We start from the raw sequence: 24,469 nt of genomic DNA on the forward strand, positions 1-24,469 counted from the left end.
TTTTTGCAATAATCGGAATGAAATACAAACTTTAATTTTCCTTTAGATTCTGGTACTAATTTTACCGCTTAAATTTAGATGCAGTAATTTTATGTGGTATTGTCCCCCTAAACGTTTTGAATTATTGAAGGTTTTTGTTCTTTTTTTTATAAGCCTTTCATTTGTTGTAAGATCAATTTTTTTATTGTGGAATTTAGGTGAGGTGGATGTACATTTTATTGATATAATACGAATTTTTATAACAGGTTTGTTTTATGACTTGGGAACAATTTCGTTTTTTACCCTTCCGTATTTGCTGTATTTAATGATTATTCCTAATAAATGGATTGGGAGTTTATTTGATCGAATAGCTACCTATACAGGTTTTACCATAGGAATATTGATGCTCTATTTTTCATTTTTTGCAGAAATTACATTCTGGGATGAATTCCATAGAAGATTTAATTTTATAGCAGTAGATTATCTAATCTATACCTATGAGGTAGTTCAAAATATAAATGAGTCCTATCCCTTACCGATTTTAATTTCTAGCATCTTGTTATTGGCTATTGGTACCTTATATTTAATATATAAATGCAAGGTTTTTAAACATATATTTCTGACGCAAATAACATTTAAAAAGAAAGTATTATTTTCTTTACCTTGGATTGTAATAGCCATTTGTTTTAGCATGTTTGTTTCCAATGAAGGTGCTGATTGGTCTAGAAACCGGTACAATAATGAACTTTCTAAGGCGGGGATTTATTCCTTTTTTGCCGCCTTTAGAAATAATGCACTTTCTTACACGGAATTTTACAAAACCCTTACAGAAAAAGAATCTCATGCTTTGGTTAGCAAACAATACGAAGCTTCTGGAAAATTGATTAATCCGAAAAAAAATCCAATATATAGAAATATTTCACGGCATGATTCACTTCAAAGTGAAATAACCCCCAATGTTATATTTATTTGTGTGGAGAGTTTAAGTGCAAAATTCTTAGGAGTATTTGGCAATGAAAAGGGGCTTACTCCGAACTTGGATAAGCTTTCTAAGGATGGGGTTTTGTTTTCAAATCTATATGCTACAGGAACCAGGACGGTTCGTGGAATGGAAGCCATAACCTTATCGATTCCACCAACACCTGGACGAAGTATTGTGAAAAGAGAACGGAATACGGGAATGTTTACTATTGGTGAAGTGTTTAAAAATAAAGGGTATACCCGTAACTTCTATTATGGGGGAGATGGCTATTTCGATAATATGAATACGTATTTTAGTGGTAATGGTTTTAATATTATAGATAGAGGAAGAAATTTTTTGATTGGAGATGAGATAGAAACCATTAGGACGAATATTAATGATGAAGAAGTAAGTTTTGAAAATGCTTGGGGTGTATGCGATGAGGATCTTTTTAGTAAAGTCTTACAACAAGCAGATTTGCAGACTGTTAATGGAACACCTTTTTTTGACTTTATCATGACTACTTCTAATCATAAACCTTATACCTATCCTAATGGAAAAATAGACATCCCGTCGGGGAGTGGTCGCGATGGAGCCGTTAAATATACAGATTATGCGATTGGAAAGTTTATTGAAAAAGCTAAAACAAAGCCGTGGTTTAAAAATACTGTATTTGTGATTATGAGTGATCATTGTGCCAGTAGTGCTGGAAGGTGGGAATTAGATGTTAAGAATTATCATATTCCTGCTATTATCTACAACCTGCCTAATAAACACTCAGAAAAGGTTGAGAAACTCTGTTCTCAAATCGATCTTTTCCCAACACTATTCGGTTATTTTAATTGGGAGTATAGTTCAAACTTCTTTGGGCAGGATATCACAAATAAAGCTTCAGATAGGGAAAGGGCTTTTATTGGAAATTATAGAAAACTTGGACTTTTAAAAGGAAATGATGTAATGATCCTTGGAGACCAAAAAACTGCTAATTTTTATACATGGGATGATAAAACCAATGAACTGACGAAACAAACATTATCCAATGACTATTTAAATCAGACCATATCTTTTTATCAAACTGCCGATGATTTATATACCAGCGGTAAGCTCACTTTAAAAAGTTTAAACAAATGAAAAAAATTCATTTCATTGTAAATCCAATTGCAGGAAAAGGGAATAAACATATTGATGAAACGCTTTTGAGCAGCTATTTTTCAAAAGACCATTATGAGGTGAGAGTTAAGAGTACAAAGTATAAAGGTGAGGCTGTAGTGCTGACCCAAGAATCTGTTAGCCAAGGTGCCACTATTATTGTAGCATGTGGTGGTGATGGAACCGTTAATGAGGTAGCTTCTGTCTTAGTGAATTCTCAATGCATCTTAGGGATTGTACCCATTGGTTCTGGAAATGGATTGGCTTCTCATTTGAAAATACCTAAAGATATTGAAAAGGCACTTTTACTGATTCAGCATGAGATAACAACCAGAATTGATGTAGGAAGCTGCAATGGCACTTATTTTTTTAGTAATACAGGCTTTGGATTTGATGCAAAAGTAATACGAAGGTATGAAGGTTTTACTGGGCGTACCCTTAATAGTTATTTAAAAGCTTGTGTTGTTACTTTTTTTAATAATAAGAATGAAGATTCTCTTGTAGTAACCATTAACGGAACAAAAAAGTATAAAGACCCATTTTTAATTTTTGCATCAAACTCCAATGAATTGGGCTATAATTTTAGTCTTACGCCAAAAGCATCACTACAAGATGGTCTTTTGGATGTTCTTATAATCCCAAAGATGCAGAAGCTACAGTTAGTATGGTTTGGGGTAATGTTAATTTTTAAAAGACATCTAGGTTTAAATGGAGTGGTTAGTTATCAAACAAATAAGCTAGATATAATAAGAAATGAAGGAAGGTATTTTGAATCTCAAATGGATGGTGAATATAAAACTTTAGAAGAAATAGAGGTATCTATTGAATTATTGAAAGACTCAATTATAGTAATCAATTAATATTCACTTAAACTTTAGAATGTCTTTAGAATCAAGATTTACTTTTAGTAGCTTAATCCTAAGAAATACTCATGCCTATACTATTAAAACTACATAACTGATAGCGTAAATTTATGTGTTCTCTTTTTAATTCCCCTACCAAAACCTTCCATTTTAAAATTCAGAGGTGCTTTATATTTTTTGTTTGTCTTATTTGCTTTTGGAATTTGAGATTGTATTCACAAGAAAAAGCGATTGAAATCTCAGGAGATATTCTTTTGTATGCTATGCCTACTATTTCATTAGGATCTACCCTTGTCATTGGTGATAAACAAGGAACTTGGCAGTTTCTAAAAGGTTTTGCCGTAAACGAAGCCATGACTTTTGGGTTAAAACTAGCCATTAGTAAGCCACGACCCAATGAAGCTAATAATAATTCTTTTCCATCAGGGCATACCTCCACGACATTTCAGAGTGCGGCTTTTATTCAAAAACGATATGGCTGGAAATATGGAATACCTGCTTATGCATTAGCTGGGTTCACTGGATTTAGTAGGATTTACGCCGATCAGCATGATATACTGGATGTTTTAGCGGGAGCAGTCATAGGTGTTGGAAGTAGTTATTTATTTACGACTGAATATCAAAAGAAACATATGGAAGTTACATTTACTTCCAATCGAGATAACATATTACTGGGATTTAATTATAAGTTTTAACACCAATTTAGCCATATAAATAAGGTAGAATATTTAAAACCAATACTATATATTTAACATATTAGTTTAATATAAATTCATCCAATCTTATGATGTGGGTCACTTATTCCTTTTTAGCATCAAATTATACATGACAACATATTAAATATATCTATCCAATATTTCCGAAAGTTAAACTCGCAAAATATTTCTCGGAAAAGGGACGGCATAAAGCCGTTCCGTTGTCTCTTTTTATTCCGTTTCCTTTCCACTCCAAAATTTTGCCTTCCGTTTGGGTTATGCTCAAATATTGTTTAACCTGCCTGTCGGTAGACAGGTCTAAAAATTTCATTATTATGGAAACAAAAACAAAAGCAAGCGGTGTAGCAAAAAAACAAAGTGCTACCGTTAAAAAGGACGTTCAAAAGAAATTGACCCAAGAGGCAGTTGAGAAAACTGTAAAAGCTGAAACGAAGGTTGTTCCTCAAAAGCCTGAAATTAGTCTGGATGATCGCATCCAGAAGTTTGAAAAGTTACGAGGTTTGGCAACGCAGCGGGAACGCTTGGCAGAGACCTTAACCGAACTCACCAAATTCAATTACAATCAGGATGGTTCGAGTAGTTTCTTTATTCGAGATTCCCGTCATCTGGAATTTAAAACCACCAATTCAAATCTTATCAAATTGGTGACCTCGCATTTACAATCCACTTTAGAACAGCGTAAAGCGGAAATTGAACAGCAGATTGTTCAATTTGAGTTGTAAAACTTAATTTTCTATTTATTAAAAAGCCTACTCGCAAGAGTGGGCTTTTCTTTTTTTAATCTAAAATTTTAACATTATGTATTTAAATCATTTACAACAGGACGAGATTTTTATTCCATCAGCAATAAAATCTTTTGAAAGTATTACAGGAATTAAGTCCCGTAGAGGGCTTGAAAATGTCATTGTATCAAATGGCAAAATTGTTAATGTGGTATCCAAAAGTTATGGGCATATTCCCAATGAACTATTTTTTCATAAAGCAGAACAACTTCTGGTAGATGCCAATCTAAAGTATCGTAAACGAACCATCAATCGAAATGACAGGTCGTTTGTGATGGATTTTATCATCGACAATGACAATCTATTTGAACTTAAAAATAAACAAGACCAAATACTACCCATGCTCCGTTTTAAGAATTCTTACGATGGGAGTGAAAAAACGTCGGGACATTTTGGATTTTTTAGACAAATTTGTTCAAATGGACTTCATATAGCTCAGTCAAAAATTGCCTTTTCCATTAGACACACTAAAAACAGTACGAATTTGATTATGCCTGAATTGGAATGGCTTTTTGAAAAGTTTATGGATAATGAGTTTTATAGTATTTCAAATCAATTTCTACAAATGAGCGCTGCTTCCATAAATGATGAAGAGGCCTTTGTTTTCGAAGTGCTGAATCGTATAAAATTGTTTCAATATGCGTGTAGTGCTAAAAACAATAATCCTTCAAAAAAAGCAAGAATGGTACTAGATACCCTGTATAAAGAATCCATACGCCTTGGTGAATCACCAAATTTATGACTTGGCTACAATGCTTTTAATAGGGTGTTACATACACAGCTTAAAAAGGGTTTTTCCCAACAAGAGAAACTAGATAAGGCGCTGTTTGAAGCAATTTATGCAATGGTATAAATACACGGTTAGGCCGCTCCAGTGCCTTGTAAAACTGGAGTTTTATTTCATTTGTAACCTATGGAATCTCACAAAAAATCAACTAGAAAAGCAGTAGATAAAACAATAACGTTTAATGCACAATGGAACGGAATTCCACTACTTATTACCTATACTAAAAATTATTACAAAGTTGCTGGTATTTCGCATATAACAGTAAAAGCTCCTGAACCGTTGCCCATAACCGAAACTGGATTTCGGTCTATGTGGTTGCATGAGGAAGAATTAAGCAGCACAACCCCAGTAGCCTACCTCCTTGAAATCCTTAACCTTGAGAGCCAAACTAGGCAATGGAAAAAATACATAGCGGCTCAAAAACTGAAAGCAAAACAAAGCAATCAATTGGAACTGTTTTAAGGATACCTACGTTTTGGAAATTCTATTAGTTTTTACCTGAACTTCGTTTTGAATGTTTGTTATTGCTTTTTAAATGGTTTTCAATACTCCTGAATCTGCTCTTAAAGAAGCTCCATTTGTGGCAATGGATAGAGGGCTTGCTAAATAAGCTACTAAACTTGCTATTTCGCTTGGATCAATGAATCGCTGCAATAAAATGTGTGGATTGGTCTGTTGTACAATTGCATTTTTCATTTGTTCTAATTCTAGGTTTTGTGTTTCTGCAATTTGCGCTACTGTTGCTGCAACGCCATCGGAATAGGTTGGTCCTCCCAAAATAGTATTGACCGTAATCTCCGTTCCTTTTGTTAATTTAGAAAGGCCATTTGCAATGGCAGCCATAGCCGCTTTTGACATTCCATAATGGATCATATTTTCAGGAACATTTACACCTGATTCGCTACTGATAAAAATGATTCGTCCCCAATTATTGTTTTGCATTTGCGGGAATAATTTTCGAGATAAACGAACAGCACTCATTACGTTTATCTCAAAATATCTGTACCAATCTTGATCGTTTATGTTTTTAAATTCTTCAATTTCAAAGATTCCGACATTGTTTATCAAAATAGCTATATCAGTTAATTGATTAAGTAAGTTTTCAACTTCTTCTTTCTTTGAAAAATCTGCTGAAATTGCCGAAACCTGAGTATTAGGAAATTGTTTTTGTAGTTTTTCTTTCGCCTGTTCTGTCTTTGATTTTTGTCGTCCATTAATTGTCACAGAAGCTCCCTCTTCTAATAATTGTTGTGCAATAGCAAAACCAATGCCTTGTGTTGAGCCACTAATAAATGCTCTTTTTCCTTTTAATTTTAAATCCATTTTATTTTTGTAATGATTATTAAATAAATAATTAAATTTTTTTAATTGATTAGCTGTAGTTGTAATTCAATTTGTTGTTTTAAAATTTCTTTATCCGGATAAATTCTTCGTAATGTGTTAATTCCGCACCAAAGGGTAATTCAAGAAGAGTTCGCGTAAAGGACAGGGATTACGTCTTTTACTATTTTAAATTTCTTATTGGTTTCTTTTGAAGTAGTTCCGCCAGCAAAAAAAGAATCAATAATGGCTTCGATTTTCTTGATTTTATAAGTTCTTAACTCTCCCTGTTTATTCTTGTATTTTTATGTTCTGCCGCTACCAACTGCTTATTTTTTCCTTACAACCTATAATTAGAGAGATAACAGCCAAGATTATAATTTTTTTCATTAATAAAATGATTTTTTAGTTGTATGGTAACTTATATGTAGATGGTTTTCAGTCTTTTTAAATATTTGATATAGCAACTTGAAAGGGAAGATAAAAGACATTCTATTTAATTTACCTTTTCCATATTTCACGTAAGTTTATATACTTAGAGATGGTAATAATAGAGAAGTGTACTTTTTTTGAGGTTTCCCCGTAAAAATGAAGGGGATTTAGGTCGGGATACCATTAAAATAATAATGAATCATTTCTTGAGTTTATAGTTATGACTTTATGTATCAATTATATATAAAGTCAATAAGGAATAGATGAAGTGTTTGTAAAATAAATTCTATAATTTATCTTTTACATATAACTTAAAAATAATACTTTTGCTCTCAATTTAAGAATATAAAATGGTTGTCTTACTTGTGTAAAGTATAGACATTAAAAGGGAATTCAGTTTAAATCTGGAACTGTCCCGCAGCTGTAAACTCATATACTGAAGCCCATTCAATGGCCACTTTTTTTTAAAGGGGAAGGCTGGGTGGAAGGAGTAAGTCAGAAGACCTGCCATTTTAATAATTCATTGAGCTTTCGAGGATTGAAGCCAGAATTAGATATAATATACACCTTGCTATTTGTTAGAGTAATTTGTAGTATTATATACTTCTTCAGCCTCATATGCTAAAATTATAAATATATGAGGATTCACAATTTTTACCCGATACATATTATCTTTTTTTTTGTAAAATATTTCTCAGGATCTATCCTTAATAAGGGTCATAGGAAATATTTTAAAAAAATTCAAATTCACTACAATTACTCCTTTCAAATAACTTCTATTATGAATTTATTTATTTTCTATTTTTTACTTAAAAATAAGTAATCAATTAGTACTACCTATTTATAATTTATACTGATTTTTTAATAGTAATTCACAACCATAAATTTCATTTAATACTATAGCATGAGAAAGAATTTATTAATCACATTAATCCTTGGATTGTATAGTCCATTTGTATTTCCCCAATTTGAACAATCGAAAAAGATTAGCATGATATGGGAACTTAAGAAAATAGAACACTATTTAGAAAGTAATAATCAAACTGTAGAGAAATCTAAAGAAGTATTCAACAAAGTACTCTCTTATGCAATTGAAGGAAACTCTAAAGCTGCTTGTATAATGGGAATACTATATAAAGATGGTATTGGATGTCCTATAGACTATAATAAGGCTCGGGTATGGTTTTCTTTTGCGTATACAGCGGGAAGTGATAAAGCAGCATATAGCTTGGGATATCTATATTTAAAGGGATTGGGCGATGTTGAACAAGATTATTCAAAAGCCATTGAATGGTTTGAAAAAAGTAATTATGGGATGGCAATTCATTGGCTTTCGAAATGCTATTATTTTGGATTAGGAGTAGAAGAAAATAAAGAAAAGGCTATAACAATTCTTCGAGATAATCCAATTTATAATAGTCAAACACTACTTAAACAATGGGAAGAATATGAAAGAGAAGGAAATAAAAGTTTACAAAATCAGATTGTGGAAACTAAAGAAAGTGTAAGAGATCAAACTCTTATTATTAATGATGTATCCAATATTAAAATCAATTTAGATTCTCTCTATGGAGAATGGAAGGGAAGTTTATATGAAATGGATTTCTCTGGAAATGAAATAATGGAAGTACAACCTACAACAATTAACTTTATTAAAAAGGATGGCGAGGAAACTCTTTCTTTAGTAAATATTTCTATAGACAATCAGCAAATTAAATGCCCAGTTTTGTGGGATGATAATTCTTTTTCATTAACAAATGCGACTATTCCAATGAAGAAAAAATTTTATGACCACCCCAATGAAGAAGTACTGGAATACGAGATAAATTACATAGCATTAAAACCATACAACTTAAATGGGAATATCTTCTTGATCGCTCGTTTAGAATCATGGATTAAGAATTGGTCAGAACCTGGTCCTCCTCTAATTATGGTTGTTCATAAAGATATCAATATAGAAAGTGTCACTGATGAACCTTTAAGAGAAACACCTTCAATTACAGTATCCCCTAACCCCTTTGTTGAAGACATTTTAGTCACTTACCAAGTACAGAACTCATCAGAGGTATCCATCTCTTTATACGATTTTTATGGTAGGTTAAAGTATAGTTCATCTGTAATTGATGAAAAACAAAAAGGAAATTACACTCTAATAATCCCAGGTCAAAATCTAATTCCAGGAATTTATATTATTCAGATTCAGATAGCTGGTGAAAAATATTCTAAACAAATTATAAAGAAATAATCTCCCGAACACATGATAAAAAACTACAATTTCATTATTCTTATTTGTTTCTGTTTTTTACAAAATAGTAACCTTTTGGCTCAATATAAACAATATAAAAATACTTCGGTAGAAGAAAAATTGAAAACAAAGCATAAAATATCTTCTGCTGCAAGAGAAGAACCTTTTAATTATACGATTAAATTTAATTCTATTAATGATTTAATGGCACTTGATAATGCTATGAGATTGGCTCAAAAAAAGGCATTGAATGAATGGCTTGCAAAACAAGAAGGCACATTAGAGAAGGCTATTGAGAATACACTCCATAAAAGCTTTAGCGGGTTTCGAAATGCGCAAAAAGCTATGTTTAAAGCATTTGAAGAAAATAAAATGAGGACAAAATATAAGGCTTCTGATTTAGCAAGTAGTTACTATAAAACGGCGTCAACAGAAGCTCGATTACGGGATAATTACACTGCTGAACTACTGATGCTAAAGTATAGAAAGGCTGAAATAAATCAAGGAAAGATTAATCAATCTGATATTGGAGATTTTAAGATTCAAGGAGTTAGAATAAAAGATATTAGGTCTATCGCTAAACATGATGAATTAAGAGTGAAAGCTGTTTCTAGTTTTGGAAAGCACCATTTGAAAAGTAGTGAAAATTATGCAATCGAAAAAGGTATAATGAAGGTAGGTTGGAAATCAGATATCCTTATTGATAAATTAGTTCAAGATAGGATTTCTCATTATAACAGTCGTTCAACACAAGATAAAATAGGTCTTATGACCGCCTATTTGATTTCTTACAATCAACAAAGTATATTAGAATATCCACCTATATTGTCTCAATACCGTATTCCAAATTATGCAACAAATTCTTATATACTACAAATCGCAAATCAGAATTCAGCTGAAATCTCAGGTTCAATCAAAGCCTTTGATCCTATTCATTGTCAAAATTTAATAAATATGGCTGCAGCTGGATTAATCCCAAATATCCGTCCAGAAAATATGGCTAAAATTTTAGAGGATTTAAGAGAATCTGAAATTCGTAAAATGATAGGTAACCCTCCTTCAAATACAGCTATCACCCTTTCCGAACTCAAGTCTTTCGACGATTATCTACAATCAGGAAACTTTAATCCTTTAAACTCACCATGGCTTAAAAAAGCTAGAGAGTATGCAGAAAAAGTATATAAGCTAAAAGACCAGATTCCAGATTATTTAGAAAAGGAAATGATGGAGGCAGTTGATGAATCCTTTATTTTTGCCTTGAAAGAAACGGCTCTATATATGAATCCAAAAGCCAACATTACCTCTGAACCGGAAAAAATAACGCAATTTAGAGATAATGGTAAGAATGGCGTGGCTATCTTGCTATATGAATTTGCCACAGGAACTGGAGCAAATATTAGAGACTTTCCATTCGATTATGACATGACTAAACAAATGTTAGCGGGTAATGTTCCTTCTGATATAAAAAAAGATTTTCTAAATCAATTATCTAAAAGAGGTGCTACTTTTGAAGAATTTGTTGAGCAAAATCAAACTATTGCTGGATCATATGCTTTTAGTCCCGATCATACGAATGTACAAGATTCATTTAATAAACATGTTAAGGCCAATTGGGTACAGTTCTTCATCGGTGGCGCAAGTGCTAAATACTCTCCAAGCCCAGATGTAGGTTGGATCAACGTGGAATTAAGTAACGGTACTAGCAGAAGTTCATTAATTTTACATATTGCTGAGAATTATCCTAGATCCGAAAACGGAAAAAATCGCCCATTGTCAACAATTAAACAAACATTTAAATTCAAATTAAAAATTAAATAGTATGAAAAAAACAGACTTATATCGATTCGCTATTTTACGATTTTTTCTAATTAGTATACTCTTTATTAGCTGTTCGCGGGTTAATAAATGCAATATAGAGTCGGATTTAACTCCTATAAGAATAGCACCTAAAGAGAATTTTATAACTGGAGATTACACCCCTGATATGTTTACTCAAGAAGTTTTAAAAGAATATAAAACTATAGAAAATGCATCTTTAAATATCAAGTCGGATGGTTCTTTTGAAATTAAACAAGTTCCCATTGGAACATTGGATTTAGACGCTTTTTATGAAAAAGAAAAAATAAAATTAACAGATGTTAAAGGAAATTGGAAATTAGTAACACATGATAGCGTTTCCTTTTTGTCAGTTAATCTGTTCTTTAATGAAGAGCAAACCCATGCTGAAAATTATGGTACCTCTTGGCAAATTTATTCAAAAGAAGAAAGCACTGTTGTAGTAATCCCTGTTGGTGATCCAGATGCGTGTAGAGCTATAAGGTTTATAAAACCCCTTACTAAATAAATTTATTATTTTGATGGCTATACTTTAAGTTTTAACCTAGATCATGAATAATTAAATTATTAAGACAACATTATGGATAAAGCTAGAATCTTAACGGTAAACTTAAAAAAAGCCATAAATGAAACTAAGAATTGGCGCTAATTCTATAAGAAAAATATAGCTAAAGAAAAGTTAGAGACAATAATATTTTCGTGGGTTTAGAATTCCACTGGATGATATAAAAGATATTTTAGAGCGGAAAGAGTTATATAATAAATCACTTAAAGATAATAAAGAGAATATTCATTCCTTAAGGGTGTATTTGGCAAAAAGTAATGTGAATTCTCATGATGCTAGTGACATACATGTCTACTTAGTACCAATAGCAGGAGAAGAGGAAATGGAAGGAGAAATAAATACTAATACTCCCTTACCCCAATATGGGAAAGATATACTAAAGTTAGGAGATGAAGCCGAACTTGAGCTTGCTTCAGCAATTTATAATTTTAGCACCCCATGTCCACAGCAATGTGATGAAGGTGGTGAACTCTATAGCGAGAATAATATAGATTGATATGTCAACACTGTATATGGGAGTAATTGCTCCTAGCATTGTATTGTTGCCAATAATCATAGGAATATTTAGAATGACTTTTTGGAATCACTCCCAAAGAGTTGTTTTTTATATGATTTTTCGCCTATTTTTTAATATAATTGCTATGTTAACTGCCTTCTACGGAATTAATAATATGCCCTTGTTACATCTGTATACCATATTGGAATTTTGTATCTTATCATATGTATTTGTGATCTTTTTTCGGCATAGATTAATTTCAAAGATGCTGATATGTATAAATGTGCTTTTTATAATATATGCTGCCACACAGGAGAAGTAAATTGAAACCTGATTACTTTTCATTAAAAGGGAAATCATCCTACATAACATTTATTTTTAATAATTACATAATGTTTAATTAACTTGGGCATTTTAAAGGCATAAGTATGAGGATTCATTGTTTACTTTACTTTTTATTTTTGATACTATCATTTATTTCCTGTACTCCCCGTGAAACTAAAAAAACAATTCATATAGGGTTTTCTCAAGCTATGAGTTCTGATAATTGGAGAAAGGAAATGGAAAAAAGCATGCAGGTTCAAGCTTCGTTATATCCCCGTGTTGAGTTAGAGATCAAGAGCGCCAATAATAATGTTAAAAGCCAAATCGAACAAATCAAGGATTTTGTGGAAGCGCAGGTTGATGTACTTATTGTTTCGCCTATTAAGTCCAAACCGGTAACTACAGCAATTGAAAACGCTTTAAAGGCTGGCATCCCTACAATCGTTATTGATCGTAAGATAGAAAGTAACAATTACACTGCCTATATTGGAGCCAATAATGTTGATATTGGAGAAGATGCAGCTAAGTACATCCTATCGGGAATTAGAGAAGAATCAACGGTGGTACAAATTACTGGAGATATTGCTTCTTCCCCGGCAAAAGAGCGTCAATTAGGGTTTGAATCCGTTCTGAAGCATTCAAAAAAAGTAAAACTGTTAGCTACCATACATGGAGATTGGGAGAAACCTTCTATAAAAGCCCCCTTGAATAAGCTTTTAGACAGTGTGAATCCTGACTATATATTTGCTCATAATGATCGTATGGCGATAGGTGGATGGGAAGTACTTCAACAGCATAATATTCAGAATCAAGTTAAAATTATAGGAGTTGATGGGTTGTATGGACCAAATGGAGGGATTCAGTATGTAAAGGATGAAATACTATTAGCCACTATTTTATACCCAACAGGAGGAGCCGAGGCCATTGATCTTGCCGTAAAAATAGTAAATGGGGAATTTGTAAACAAAAATAATACGCTGAATACAGTAGTAATCGATTCGGTCAATGTTGATTTGATGCAGAATCAGTTTAATAAACTCGTAGAACAACAAAATGACATTGAAGGACAACAAGAGGTAATAGATGAACAGGTAAGAGCATACCAATCACAAAACAGTATGATCAAATTAATGATTGGGCTATTGATTTTGTTGTTGGCTTTAGCGCTATGGAGCATATACTCAGCTATTAAGATCAGTCGGGGCAAGCGTAAATTAGAAATAATCAATGAAAAAATCAAAACCCAGCGAAATCAGATAAAGAAATTTGCCCAACAATTAAAAGTGTCCAATGAAAGTAAAATTAATTTTTTTACAGCATTGTCGCATGAATTTAAAACACCCCTTACCCTGATTACCAGTTCCATTGAAACTATTTCTGAACAAAATAAAGCTTTGGCAGGTGAATCTTCTTTCGAAATTAACCTTATTTTAAACAATTCCAGACGTTTAATAAGGCTTATCAATGAGTTATTAGATTTTAGAAAGTTGGAGACGGACTCCATCACCTTAAAACCACGAAAAATTGATGTTAAAGAGATTTTAGAGCATGTACTTAATGATTTCAAATTAGAGGCAGTCAAAAATTCAGTCCAATTAAAGGTAAAATATTCTAAAGATCCCTGTTTTCTTTGGATTGATGTTCACGCATTGGACAAAGTTTTTTTCAATGTACTTTCCAATGCCATGAAGTTTACTCCACCTCATGGTAAGATTGAAGTTGAGACTATTGAGGAAGTGGATAAAGTAAAGATAAGTATAAAGGATACTGGGATTGGAATTCCACAGGAAGATATAGAGAACATTTTTAACCCTTTTGTACAAGCCAGTAACAATGAAAGACCAAGTTCCGGATTGGGGCTATATATTGCCAAACAATTTATAGAGTTGCATAAAGGGACTATAAATATACATACTCAAAAAGGAACAGAATTCGTTATTACCATCCCTAAAGGGTATGAACACTTACAACATGTTGAAATATATACTGATCACATAAATAGCATAGTTAGAGATCAAGAGCCTTTAAAGCGAAGTGAATATGAGGTCTTAGCGTTGGAACCTACTGTTGTTCAGGATTATTTCCCCAACTTACTTATTATTGAAGACAATATGGACCTATGTCGTTTATTGGTTAAACAGTTGAAAAATGATTTCAATATGTATATATCCAACGGGGATGGGGCGTTTAAAAAAGTACTTGATTTAATACCCGATGTTATTATTTGTGATTTAAACCTTCCTGAAACTTCTGGTTTTGAATTGGCAAAGAAACTGAAAGAGGATCTTAGAACATCACATATCCCAGTAATTATATTGACTGCAATGGCAGATGAAGATTCGTATATAGAGGCATTGACCGCTGGAGCAGATTTTTATATGACCAAACCGTTTCAAATGGATGCACTAAAACAGGTGTTAAAGACCGTTTTATACAATAAGGAACGTTTACGGTATTACTATACCAATAAATTAGACAGCGTTACAAGCACTGACTTTGATAAGGAAGAACAGGATTTTATTAAAAAAATGAATAAATATCTACTTAATAATTTAAATAATCCAGAGTTTTCTGTAGAAGAATTGGCAAGGGGATTACATATTTCAAGAGTTCAACTCTATCGTAAAGTAAAGGCTATATTAGGAGTTTCTGTGAGTGATTATATAAACGGGCTTCGTTTGGAAAAAGCACAAGAACTTCTTCAAGATACCTCGCTTCAAATTTCAGAAATAGCCTATGAGGTTGGTTTTTCTTCACCTGGCTATTTTTCGACTGCTTTTAAGAATAAATATGGAATGACTCCAAAACACTATAGGGGCTAGAATCGACCGGTTTACTTTAACGTTGTAGTTACCTATTTTTATGTATCAATTTCTAAAGTGATGTTACATGGTTAAAACTATAACGTTATAGTTATTAAGCATGTAAAACTTTTAACTTACTGTAAATAAGATTCTTACTCCTAAATGTGTTGTTGATTAACAATTTTAGAAGTTTTTGAATTTTTCTTAAAATAGCTATTGGTTTATTAGTTATAGTTTAGTTTTCGAACATTTAAATTATGATATGAATAAATTGATAGTTTGGTCAATTAGTGCTGCACTGGCAGGTTTCCTTTTTGGTTTTGACACAGTAGTTATATCAGGAGCGGACAAACAACTACAGGAATTATGGAATTCATCGGATGCTTTTCACGGATCGGTTGTAATGGCGATGGCTTTGTGGGGAACCGTAGTTGGAGCTATATTTGGTGGGATTCCGACTAATAAATTTGGGAGAAAGAATACCTTATTTATAATTGGAGCCTTATACTTGGTTTCGGCACTAGGCTCTGCTCTTGCAAATGACCCTTTAACTTTCGCCGTATTTAGATTTATAGGAGGCTTGGGAGTTGGGGCTTCTACCATTGCAGCTCCAGCATACATATCGGAAATAGCTCCTCCAAAGAGCCGAGGGCGCTTGGTATCCCTATATCAATTCAATATTGTATTCGGAATATTAATGGCTTTTCTATCGAATTACCTACTAAAGGATGTTGGAAGCCAACCTTGGCGATGGATGCTAGGAGTAGAGGCGATTCCAGCTTTTTTATACATGCTCTTTGTAGTCATTATTCCAAAGAGTCCACGCTGGTTAATTTCTAAATCTAAAAAAATAGAGGCGGCCAAAGTATTGGATATTATTGGCAGTGATGTAAGTGTTGACCAATTGTGGTTAGAGGTTAATTCTGGGAATAAGAGGAAGAATACGGGAGAGTCGATATTTATGAAAAAATATGGACTTCCACTAATGTTGGCATTTCTAATAGCATTTTTTAATCAAATGTCTGGAATCAATGCTTTTCTATATTACGCTCCCCGCATATTTGAAATAGCCGGATTAGAACAGGATGCCTCTTTGTTGAGTAGTATAGGTGTTGGGGTAATCAATTTGCTTTTTACCTTAATAGGTGTTTTTTTAATAGATAGAGTCGGAAGGAAACAATTGATGCTGGTTGGTTCTGTAGGCTATATTATATCGCTCCTATTGGTTGCCTTTGCATTTTTCTTTAATTGGGGAGGGATTTGGGTACCAATATTCCTGTTTTTATTTATAGCATCTCATGCTGTGGGACAGGGAGCCGTGATATGGGTTTTTATATCTGAAATTTTCCCTAACCATTTAAGGGCTTCTGGTCAGGCTTTCGGATCTTCCGTGCATTGGGTTTTGGCCGCCATTGTGCCTTCTATTGTCCCCGTATTGTTTACATCTATTGGAGCTGGATATGTATTCTTATTTTTTGCCTTTATGATGTTCCTACAACTTCTTTTTGTTATATATATGATGCCTGAGACTAAAGGCAAGACACTTGAAGAGTTAAGTGGGGAACTTTCCTTAAAAACTAAATTAAAATCTAATCGGATATGAAAACTAAAATGCTAACCATTACATTGTATACTTGTTTGGTTATTTTACTGATTGCTTGTCAAAACGGACAAACAAAAACTGAAACTAAATTTGAGACTTCTTCCATAATGAAGGATACGGACTACCGTCCAAACCTACATTTTACACCTGAAAAAAACTGGATGAATGACCCAAATGGTATGTTCTATCTCAACGGTGTCTATCATTTGTTTTATCAGCACTATCCTGAAGGAAATACATGGGGACCTATGCATTGGGGGCATGCCACTTCCAAAGACATGATTGCTTGGAACTATGAGTCCATAGCCCTGTATCCAGATGAGAAAGGTTATATATTTTCAGGGAATTCGGTTGTTGATAAAAATAATACTTCCGGCTTTGGGGATGGCACTGAGACACCTATTGTGGCCTTGTTTACCTACCACGATCCTAAAGGCGAAAAAGATGGAAGAGACGATTACCAAACCCAAGGATTGGCCTATAGTCTTGATAAGGGAAAAACATGGACTAAATACAAAAACAACCCTGTTATAAAAAACCCGGGGATAAAGGATTTTCGAGACCCAAATATAATTTGGAATGAGGCTCATAAACAGTGGGTTTTGGTTTTGGCTACTTATGAAAAAACAATGTTTTTCACTTCCAAAAACTTAATTGATTGGAACCATGTTTCAGATTTTGGTGAAGGAATTGGAGCCCATGGCGGAGTATGGGAATGTCCCGATTTCATAAAAATGAAAGTAGCTGGCACTGATGATGAAAAATGGGTGCTTATCCAAAGCTTAAATCCCGGTGCATATAACGGGGGGTCAGGAACGCAATATTTTGTGGGCGATTTTGATGGGGTCAAGTTTACCCCTGAGCCTTATGTAAACTCTCTAGGGGAGAAACATGATTTTTGGATTGATTTCGGAAAGGACAATTATGCCGGTGTTACCTGGCATAATGCCCCGAACGGCAGAACTCTTTTTATAGGTTGGATGTCTAATTGGGAGTATGCCAATGTCGTTCCAACAGAAACATGGAGAAGTACTTCGACCATAGCTAGGGAGCTAAAATTAAAAAAACTTGATGGAAAATACAGGATTTTTTCTTCGCCCGTAAAGGAGTTGCAAAACTATATTGAAAAAAGTATATCAAAAGAAGCTATTGAAGTGTCAAATAGTGAAGTCATACTTACCAAAAATGAAATTTCCTTATCCAAAACAGAAGTGTCTTTTGAGATCCCTACCTTGAAAAATAACGACTATAAATTTTTACTTACCAATGCTATTGGGGATAGTTTGACTTTTGGATACGACCACTCCCAGAAACAATTCTATATCGACAGGTCGAAATCGGGGAGGGTTAATTTCAATGAACAATTTGCAGAAAAAACTTCAATAGCCCCCAGAATTTCTAATGAAGAGAAATTAAAAGTAACTCTTCTACTGGATAAAACCTCCATAGAATTGTTCTTTGATGATGGGGCATCCGTTATGACAGAAATATTTTTTCCCAAAAATCCCTTTCAAGAATTCAAAGCATTGTCCAACCAATCGTTTTACATAAATAATTTAAATGCACGCGAACTAAAACTTTAAAACTCAAACTTATGAAACATTACGGAGTATTGTTCTTCTGTTTGTTGATATCTATGTCGATTTGGAGTCAACAAATGGAAGTAAGGGGTACTATTACCTCTGAAGAAGACCAAATGCCTTTGCCTGGGGTTACGGTGATTGTTAAAGGCACAGAAAAGGGAACTGTAACGGACTTTGATGGAAACTATAGTCTCTCTAATGTAAATACAGAGGCTACATTAGTAATGAGCTATATAGGATTTTCTACTGTCGAAATACCCATCAATGGCAGTAATGCCATCGATATTGCTATGAAAATTGACGCCCAACAACTGGATGAAGTAGTACTGACTGGATATACAACACAGAAAAAAGCAGATATTACTGGAGCAGTTTCTGTGGTTGATATCGATGAGATGAGCAAACAACCACAAGCCAATCCGATACAGGCTATGCAGGGCAGGGTAGCAGGAGTGAAAATAACTTCTGATGGATCTCCAAGTGGTGGAAATACCAGAGTATTAATCAGGGGTGTAGGTACCCTAAACAATTTAGATCCTTTATACATCATTGATGGGATACCTACCAAATCTGGGATGCAGGAACTTAACCCCAACGATATAGCGTCCATTCAGGTGCTAAAAGATGCGGCTTCGGCAAGTATTTATGGTTCACGTGCATCCAACGGCGTTATTGTAATTACCACCAAAACAGGTAAGCATGGAAAAATGAGGGTGAATTTTCAAAATTATACATCCTTTTCCCAATATGCCAATAGACAGGATGTGTTGGATGTAGATCAATATGGACAGGTACTGTGGCAGGCCATGATTAATGACGGAATAGATCCCAATACCAATAATTTGAGCTATCAATTTGATTGGAGTGAAAACGGAGGAAATCCAGTTCTAAATAATATTATGGTTCCAGAATATTTGGACGGAGAAAAAACTTTAAAGTCAGCCAATACGGACTGGTACGATGAAATATCTAGACTTGGTATCGCCCAGTCTTATAATTTGTCGGTATCCAATGGATCTGAAAAAGGGAATTATCTGTTATCGCTGGGCTATTACGATAATGAAGGGATTATTAAAGAGACCAACTTCAATAGGATTTCAGCAAGGATGAACAGCTCTTATAAACTTCTTAATGGTAAACTGACTATTGGAGAGAATTTCACTATCAATAGAACCGAAGAAGTATCAGACCCTGGGGTATTGGATCCAGCATTGAGAGCCTTGCCAATTATACCCGTTAGAACAATTGACGGAAAAGGCTGGGGAGGACCTGTAGGAGGGATGAACGATCGTCAGAATCCCGTGCGGTTGCTGGAATACAATAAGGATAATGGGTATGAATTTCAACGAATTTTTGGAAATGTTTATATTGATGTAGAGCCTATTGAAAATTTGCATGTAAAGACAAACTTGGGGATTGACCAGGGGGATTTTTATAAAAGAACCTTACAAAGAAGTTATGTTTCCGGATATTTAAGGAATGATCAAAATGCGGTAACCATTGATCAAAATAAAACCGATAAAATTACCTGGAGTAATACGGCTACTTACGACCTAACTCTTGATAAGCATCAGTTTAATGTACTGGTAGGTACCGAATTGTACAGGGAGAAATTTGAAAGCACCTATTTGCGTAGGGAAGATTTTCTGTTAGAAACACCCGAATACATGTATCCTGATGCCGGAACTGGAGAATCTTTTACTGGTGGTAGTGCTACAGGTTATAGCTTGGTTTCATTTTTTGGTAAACTAGCTTACGATTTTGATGCCCGTTATTTGTTTTCAGCAACCATAAGAAGGGACGGTTCTTCTCGATTTGGCGCCAATAACCGCTTTGGGACATTTCCAGCTTTTTCTGCCGGATGGCGTATCAGTAACGAAAGTTTTATGAAAAACTCATCCTTGATATCCGATCTTAAATTACGATTGGGGTGGGGACAGACTGGAAATCAAGAAATAGATAACAACGCTATTTATTCCCTATACATAGCCGATTATGCAGGAGGGAATCCTACTTGGGAAACATCATATGGTACAGCTTATGATCTCGCAGGTGCTGGAAGTGGCTTATTGCCATCTGGTTTTAGGGCGATACAAATAGGGAATGACGATCTAAAATGGGAAACAACAACACAAACCAATGTAGGACTGGACTTTGGATTCTTTGAGCAACGTTTGAGTGGTTCGCTAGATTTATATTACAAAGAAACCGAAGACATCTTAGTTTTGCCACCCTATTTAGGGGCAATCGGAGAAGGGGGCAATCGTTGGGTAAATGGTGCTTCCATGGAGAACAAAGGAATAGAGCTTGCGCTGTTGTATCGGGGAGGAAATACGGATGGATTGACCTATGAACTATCTGGGAACTTTGCCTTGAATAGAAACAAGATTACCTATCTACCAATAGCGGTTCAAAACAATTATGGTGGGAACGGTACGGACGACAATATCCTTGGACGAGCTATAAATTCAATGTATGGTTATGTAACTGATGGGCTTTTCAAAACAGAAGAAGAACTCCAAAATTCTGCCGAACAACAAGGAAAAGGCTTAGGCAGAATTCGATATAAGGATTTAAATTCAGATGGAGTCATCGACGATCAAGATCGTGATTGGATAGGAAATCCAAACCCGAGTTTTACCTATGGATTGAATTTGAGTTTTGGGTATAAACAATTTGATTTGAACTTGTTTTTTGACGGAGTTGGCGATGTGGATGTCATTAACTCAAGAAAATACCAAACCGATTTTTGGAGTGTAGACGATGTAGGATCCAATAAGGGAACTAGACTCCTTAATGCTTGGTCACCAAACAATCCAGATTCCGATATACCTGCACTCACTACCATTGACAACAATGCAGAATCTAGATTTTCAACCTATTATATTGAACCCGGAGATTATTTTAAACTTCGAAATTTACAGATTGGATATACGCTCCCTCAAAATACCATTGAGCGTATAGGGGTAAGTAAAATAAGGTTTTATACTGGTGGACAAAATCTTTTTACCATAAATAGTAAAAAGTTCACTGGAATAGATCCTGAAAATCCAGCCTTTGGATATCCATTGCCGTTTACAGTAACCATAGGAATGAATCTTACTTTTTAAAAAAATATAAACATTATGAAAATAACATATTTTACTATTTTAGGTATAATGACTTTGGTTTTGGTTTCTTCTTGTTCAGACTATTTGGAGAATACCCCAAATGCAGTCTTAGAAGAGAATGAATTGATAAACCCCGATAATATTGATGGATTCGTAACTGCTGCTTATGCAGCCTTGGGAAATGATCATTACGACAGTCCTTTCAGTCTATGGCCATATGGAAATGTGCGTTCCGACGATGCCTATAAAGGAGGAAGCGGGCCCAATGATATTCAGGTTTTCCACTTTTTTGAAGTATCCAATAATATTCGAACAGATTTTGGAGAACTAGACAAATTTTGGTACAACTCATACATCGCTATTTCTCGTGTCAATAAAGCTTTAAATGCACTTGATCAGATTAATGAAAGTGAATATCCATTAAAGGATACCCGGATTGCCGAAATGCATTTTTTGAGAGGACATTTTTATTTCATGTTGAAGGAAATGTTTAAATACGTACCATATATAACAGAAGAGGTTTCTATTGAAGAATATGGAAATATATCAAACCGAGCCCTCACTAATGATGCATTATGGGAAGCCATAGCCCAAGATTTTGAGAGTGCGGCGACAAACTTACCTGCAACCCAAGATCAGGTAGGAAGGGTAAATAGTACTGCAGCATATGCTTATTTGGCAAAAGTGAGATTGTACCAAGCTTATGAACAGGATGAGAATAACAATGTGGTTAGCATCAATCAGGATAAATTGCAAAAAGTTGTTCAGGCTACCGACAAGGTTATTGGAAAACATCAATTGGAAGATGACTATGGTTTTAATTTTCTCCCTGGCAGTTATGAAAATGGTATTGAATCTGTGTTTTCTATTCAATTTTCAAATGACGATAATACACTTCATGGACGTTTAAATTACTCTGATGTACTATCCACGCCCCAAGGACTCGGCTGTTGTGATTTTCAAAAACCAAGTCAGAATTTAGTGAATGCATTTAAGACCAATTCAAATGGGCTTCCCATGCTCGACAATTTTAATGATTCGGATTTGAATTATAATGACCTGAATGCAAACACAGTGGATCCACGACTATATCATACGGTAGCAATTCCTGGGTTGCCGTATAAATATAATGATTCTTATATTTATCAAGAGAGTTGGAACAGGAGCCCAAGCACTTACGGATTTTATGCCTCTTTAAAAGAAAATGTAGCTCCGGATTGTGATTGTTTTGTGAACATCGATCCGTTTTATGGCAATTCTAAGAATAGAATTCAAATCCGTTATGCAGATGTGCTCTTGATGCGAGCCGAAGCACTTATTGAGCTAGGTAGGCATAAGGAGGCTTTGCCGATCGTGAACCAGATTCGGCAAAGAGCCGGACAAAGTACTACTTTGATTGACAGTTATGTTACCAATACACAAGTAGCGTTATATGAAGATGGAGTGAACTGTAATTGGACACAGGACTTTGCCAGAAAGGCAATGCGTTTTGAGAGAAGATTGGAATTTGCTATGGAAGGAAACCGTTTCTTTGATCTCGTAAGGTGGGGGATAGCCGATGAAGTTCTTAATACATACTATCAAATTGAAAAATCAAAGAGAGGGTATTACGAAGAGGCACATTTTGACTCCAATTTGGAAGAGTATTGCCCAATTCCATTAGCACAGATTAACTTTAGTAGGAATGTATACAAACAAAACACTGGATACTAACATTATTGATGGCTTTATACTGCTACATAGAAAAGTGGAAGATTTTAAAAATCAATATATAAAAATAGAAATTACTTCAAATGGATAGAAGTTTGAAAATCACATGTTTTGGAGAAGTGTTATGGGATGTATTTCCAGGCAGTGAAAAAGTTGGTGGAGCTCCACTAAATGTAGCTTTGAGGCTTCAAAGTTTAGGTGCAGACACTACCATGATCAGTAGTGTAGGTAAAGACGTTCTTGGAGAAAAGATTGTAGCTTATTTAAATTCGGCAGGGATTAACACTAATAGCATTGTAGTCTCTGCCGAACTCCCCACAGGTATTGTAGACGTAAAGTTGGATAAAAGTGGATCTGCCAGTTATAAAATTAAACACCCTGCGGCCTGGGACAAAATACCGTTAAGCCCATCCATGCTCGTATCTGTGAAACAGGCAGATGCTTTCATTTATGGGAGTTTAATATGTCGGGATACGCAAAGCAGAGCGACCTTAATGCATCTTCTTCCTAAATCCAAGTATAAGGTATTGGATGTTAACTTAAGAAAAGGATATTACAACCAAGAGGTTCTTTTGGAATTAATAAAAAGTGCCGATTTTATAAAGTTTAATGATGATGAATTGTTTGAAATTGGTACGATGATGGGATCACCTTATAATTCACTAGAACAAAATTTGGAATATATAAGATCTCAGATAAAAGCAACCTCTTTTTGTGTAACCAAAGGAAGACACGGGGCGTTATTGTTGTATAAAGGGACATATTATTACAATAGTGGTTACAAAATTACCGTAAAAGATACCGTTGGTGCTGGCGATTCTTTTTTGGCATCATTGATTATAAAGTTATTGAAAGAAGAAAATCCGCAACATGCTTTAGACTTTGCCTGTGGCATTGGAGCTTTAGTTGCAGCTCAAAGTGGTGCCAATCCTGTTCTAAAAGAAACTCAAGTAAATAATTTTATTTATGGGAAAGAAGCAATATTGAAAAATTAATTTAACTCAAATTACGAGGATGTATAAATAGAGTAAGCTATGGCACTCAGTTTATCATAGTACCATAGATTAGGATGTACAAAGAGAAATAGTAGGATGATTTTTATAAAATTAAACGCTCAAAGGAGTATTAAGTGAAATCTGAATTTCGGTCTATGTGGTTGCATGAGGAAGAATTAAGCAGTACAACCCCAGTAGCCTACCTCCTT

The 24,469-nt window shown here is 34.3% G+C and carries 17 protein-coding genes and 1 riboswitch; of the genes, 16 read left to right on the forward strand and 1 reads right to left on the reverse strand.

Going from position 1 to position 24,469, the window contains the following annotated elements; genetic code table 11:
* Positions 1–184: 184 nt before the first annotated feature.
* The 6 genes from JOOMADRAFT_RS19190 to JOOMADRAFT_RS19220 all read left to right on the forward strand — a co-directional run bounded on the left by JOOMADRAFT_RS19190 (position 185) and on the right by JOOMADRAFT_RS19220 (position 5,699).
* On the forward strand, positions 185–2,071 hold the full coding sequence (locus JOOMADRAFT_RS19190) for an LTA synthase family protein (protein WP_317133735.1): 1,887 nt from the start codon (positions 185–187) through the stop codon (positions 2,069–2,071).
* Positions 2,068–2,949: a diacylglycerol/lipid kinase family protein gene (locus JOOMADRAFT_RS19195; RefSeq protein ID WP_008616362.1), complete on the forward strand. Its 882-nt coding sequence runs from the start codon at positions 2,068–2,070 to the stop codon at positions 2,947–2,949. The genes JOOMADRAFT_RS19190 and JOOMADRAFT_RS19195 overlap by 4 nt, the downstream gene beginning before the upstream one ends.
* A 206-nt stretch (positions 2,950–3,155) precedes the next feature.
* Positions 3,156–3,647, forward strand: a complete 492-nt coding sequence (locus JOOMADRAFT_RS19200; RefSeq protein ID WP_040880312.1) for a phosphatase PAP2 family protein — start codon at positions 3,156–3,158, stop codon at positions 3,645–3,647.
* 335 nt (positions 3,648–3,982) lie between these two features.
* Positions 3,983–4,390, forward strand: a complete 408-nt coding sequence (locus JOOMADRAFT_RS19210; RefSeq protein ID WP_008616367.1) for a hypothetical protein — start codon at positions 3,983–3,985, stop codon at positions 4,388–4,390.
* A 76-nt stretch (positions 4,391–4,466) separates the two neighbouring features.
* On the forward strand, positions 4,467–5,192 hold the full coding sequence (locus JOOMADRAFT_RS19215; protein WP_317133736.1) for a DUF932 domain-containing protein: 726 nt from the start codon (positions 4,467–4,469) through the stop codon (positions 5,190–5,192).
* Between the two features lie 171 nt (positions 5,193–5,363).
* A complete protein-coding gene (locus tag JOOMADRAFT_RS19220) occupies positions 5,364–5,699 on the forward strand; it encodes a hypothetical protein (RefSeq protein ID WP_008616368.1) in 336 nt (111 codons plus the stop codon).
* A gap of 69 nt (positions 5,700–5,768) precedes the next feature.
* Here the strand turns inward: JOOMADRAFT_RS19220 and JOOMADRAFT_RS19225 are convergent, their stop codons facing one another.
* Positions 5,769–6,560 (reverse strand): SDR family NAD(P)-dependent oxidoreductase, encoded by a 792-nt coding sequence (locus tag JOOMADRAFT_RS19225; RefSeq protein WP_008616370.1) that lies wholly within the window; start codon positions 6,558–6,560, stop codon positions 5,769–5,771.
* Positions 6,561–7,323: 763 nt separating this feature from the next.
* Positions 7,324–7,515: riboswitch (cobalamin riboswitch) on the forward strand.
* Between the two features lie 465 nt (positions 7,516–7,980).
* On the opposite strand from JOOMADRAFT_RS19225, the gene JOOMADRAFT_RS19770 reads away from it, so the two are divergent.
* The 10 genes from JOOMADRAFT_RS19770 to JOOMADRAFT_RS19275 all read left to right on the forward strand — a co-directional run bounded on the left by JOOMADRAFT_RS19770 (position 7,981) and on the right by JOOMADRAFT_RS19275 (position 24,260).
* Positions 7,981–9,234, forward strand: coding sequence for a T9SS type A sorting domain-containing protein (locus JOOMADRAFT_RS19770; RefSeq protein ID WP_050989731.1), 1,254 nt, complete (start codon positions 7,981–7,983; stop codon positions 9,232–9,234).
* 75 nt (positions 9,235–9,309) lie between these two features.
* Positions 9,310–11,052 (forward strand): hypothetical protein, encoded by a 1,743-nt coding sequence (locus JOOMADRAFT_RS19235; protein WP_040880314.1) that lies wholly within the window; start codon positions 9,310–9,312, stop codon positions 11,050–11,052.
* 1 nt (position 11,053) lies between these two features.
* Positions 11,054–11,578, forward strand: coding sequence for a hypothetical protein (locus tag JOOMADRAFT_RS19240; protein ID WP_008616376.1), 525 nt, complete (start codon positions 11,054–11,056; stop codon positions 11,576–11,578).
* Positions 11,579–11,894: 316 nt separating this feature from the next.
* Positions 11,895–12,131 carry a hypothetical protein gene (locus JOOMADRAFT_RS19245; protein ID WP_008616377.1) on the forward strand — a complete coding sequence of 79 codons (237 nt, stop codon included), beginning with the start codon at positions 11,895–11,897 and terminating at the stop codon, positions 12,129–12,131.
* 533 nt (positions 12,132–12,664) lie between these two features.
* Positions 12,665–15,277 (forward strand): substrate-binding domain-containing protein, encoded by a 2,613-nt coding sequence (locus JOOMADRAFT_RS19250; RefSeq protein ID WP_245547721.1) that lies wholly within the window; start codon positions 12,665–12,667, stop codon positions 15,275–15,277.
* A 244-nt stretch (positions 15,278–15,521) separates the two neighbouring features.
* Positions 15,522–16,862, forward strand: coding sequence for a sugar porter family MFS transporter (locus JOOMADRAFT_RS19255; RefSeq protein ID WP_008616379.1), 1,341 nt, complete (start codon positions 15,522–15,524; stop codon positions 16,860–16,862).
* On the forward strand, positions 16,859–18,445 hold the full coding sequence (locus JOOMADRAFT_RS19260; RefSeq protein ID WP_008616380.1) for a glycoside hydrolase family 32 protein: 1,587 nt from the start codon (positions 16,859–16,861) through the stop codon (positions 18,443–18,445). The genes JOOMADRAFT_RS19255 and JOOMADRAFT_RS19260 overlap by 4 nt, the downstream gene beginning before the upstream one ends.
* An 11-nt stretch (positions 18,446–18,456) precedes the next feature.
* Positions 18,457–21,555, forward strand: a complete 3,099-nt coding sequence (locus JOOMADRAFT_RS19265) for a SusC/RagA family TonB-linked outer membrane protein (protein WP_008616382.1) — start codon at positions 18,457–18,459, stop codon at positions 21,553–21,555.
* A 15-nt stretch (positions 21,556–21,570) separates the two neighbouring features.
* The gene (locus JOOMADRAFT_RS19270; protein ID WP_008616384.1) at positions 21,571–23,268 is read left to right on the forward strand and encodes a RagB/SusD family nutrient uptake outer membrane protein; all 1,698 of its coding nucleotides are present in this window, start codon (positions 21,571–21,573) and stop codon (positions 23,266–23,268) included.
* 80 nt (positions 23,269–23,348) lie between these two features.
* Complete coding sequence (locus tag JOOMADRAFT_RS19275) at positions 23,349–24,260, forward strand: carbohydrate kinase family protein (protein WP_008616386.1); 912 nt, start codon at positions 23,349–23,351, stop codon at positions 24,258–24,260.
* Positions 24,261–24,469: the final 209 nt, after the last annotated feature.

It is taken from the genome of Galbibacter orientalis DSM 19592 (assembly GCF_000260115.1).
Classification (GTDB): domain Bacteria; phylum Bacteroidota; class Bacteroidia; order Flavobacteriales; family Flavobacteriaceae; genus Galbibacter; species Galbibacter orientalis.

What these genes read in the sequence shown, in the direction of transcription:
- JOOMADRAFT_RS19265 (WP_008616382.1), top strand. Translation starts at nt 18,457, where the DNA reads ATGAAACATTACGGAGTATTGTTCTTCTGTTTGTTGATATCTATGTCG.
- JOOMADRAFT_RS19220 (WP_008616368.1), top strand. Translation starts at nt 5,364, where the DNA reads ATGGAATCTCACAAAAAATCAACTAGAAAAGCAGTAGATAAAACAATA.
- JOOMADRAFT_RS19250 (WP_245547721.1), top strand. Translation starts at nt 12,665, where the DNA reads ATGAGTTCTGATAATTGGAGAAAGGAAATGGAAAAAAGCATGCAGGTT.
- JOOMADRAFT_RS19770 (WP_050989731.1), top strand. Translation starts at nt 7,981, where the DNA reads ATGATATGGGAACTTAAGAAAATAGAACACTATTTAGAAAGTAATAAT.
- JOOMADRAFT_RS19275 (WP_008616386.1), top strand. Translation starts at nt 23,349, where the DNA reads ATGGATAGAAGTTTGAAAATCACATGTTTTGGAGAAGTGTTATGGGAT.
- JOOMADRAFT_RS19260 (WP_008616380.1), top strand. Translation starts at nt 16,859, where the DNA reads ATGAAAACTAAAATGCTAACCATTACATTGTATACTTGTTTGGTTATT.
- JOOMADRAFT_RS19255 (WP_008616379.1), top strand. Translation starts at nt 15,522, where the DNA reads ATGAATAAATTGATAGTTTGGTCAATTAGTGCTGCACTGGCAGGTTTC.
- JOOMADRAFT_RS19210 (WP_008616367.1), top strand. Translation starts at nt 3,983, where the DNA reads ATGGAAACAAAAACAAAAGCAAGCGGTGTAGCAAAAAAACAAAGTGCT.
- JOOMADRAFT_RS19225 (WP_008616370.1), bottom strand. Translation starts at nt 6,560, where the DNA reads ATGGATTTAAAATTAAAAGGAAAAAGAGCATTTATTAGTGGCTCAACA.
- JOOMADRAFT_RS19240 (WP_008616376.1), top strand. Translation starts at nt 11,054, where the DNA reads ATGAAAAAAACAGACTTATATCGATTCGCTATTTTACGATTTTTTCTA.
- JOOMADRAFT_RS19270 (WP_008616384.1), top strand. Translation starts at nt 21,571, where the DNA reads ATGAAAATAACATATTTTACTATTTTAGGTATAATGACTTTGGTTTTG.
- JOOMADRAFT_RS19195 (WP_008616362.1), top strand. Translation starts at nt 2,068, where the DNA reads ATGAAAAAAATTCATTTCATTGTAAATCCAATTGCAGGAAAAGGGAAT.
- JOOMADRAFT_RS19215 (WP_317133736.1), top strand. Translation starts at nt 4,467, where the DNA reads ATGTATTTAAATCATTTACAACAGGACGAGATTTTTATTCCATCAGCA.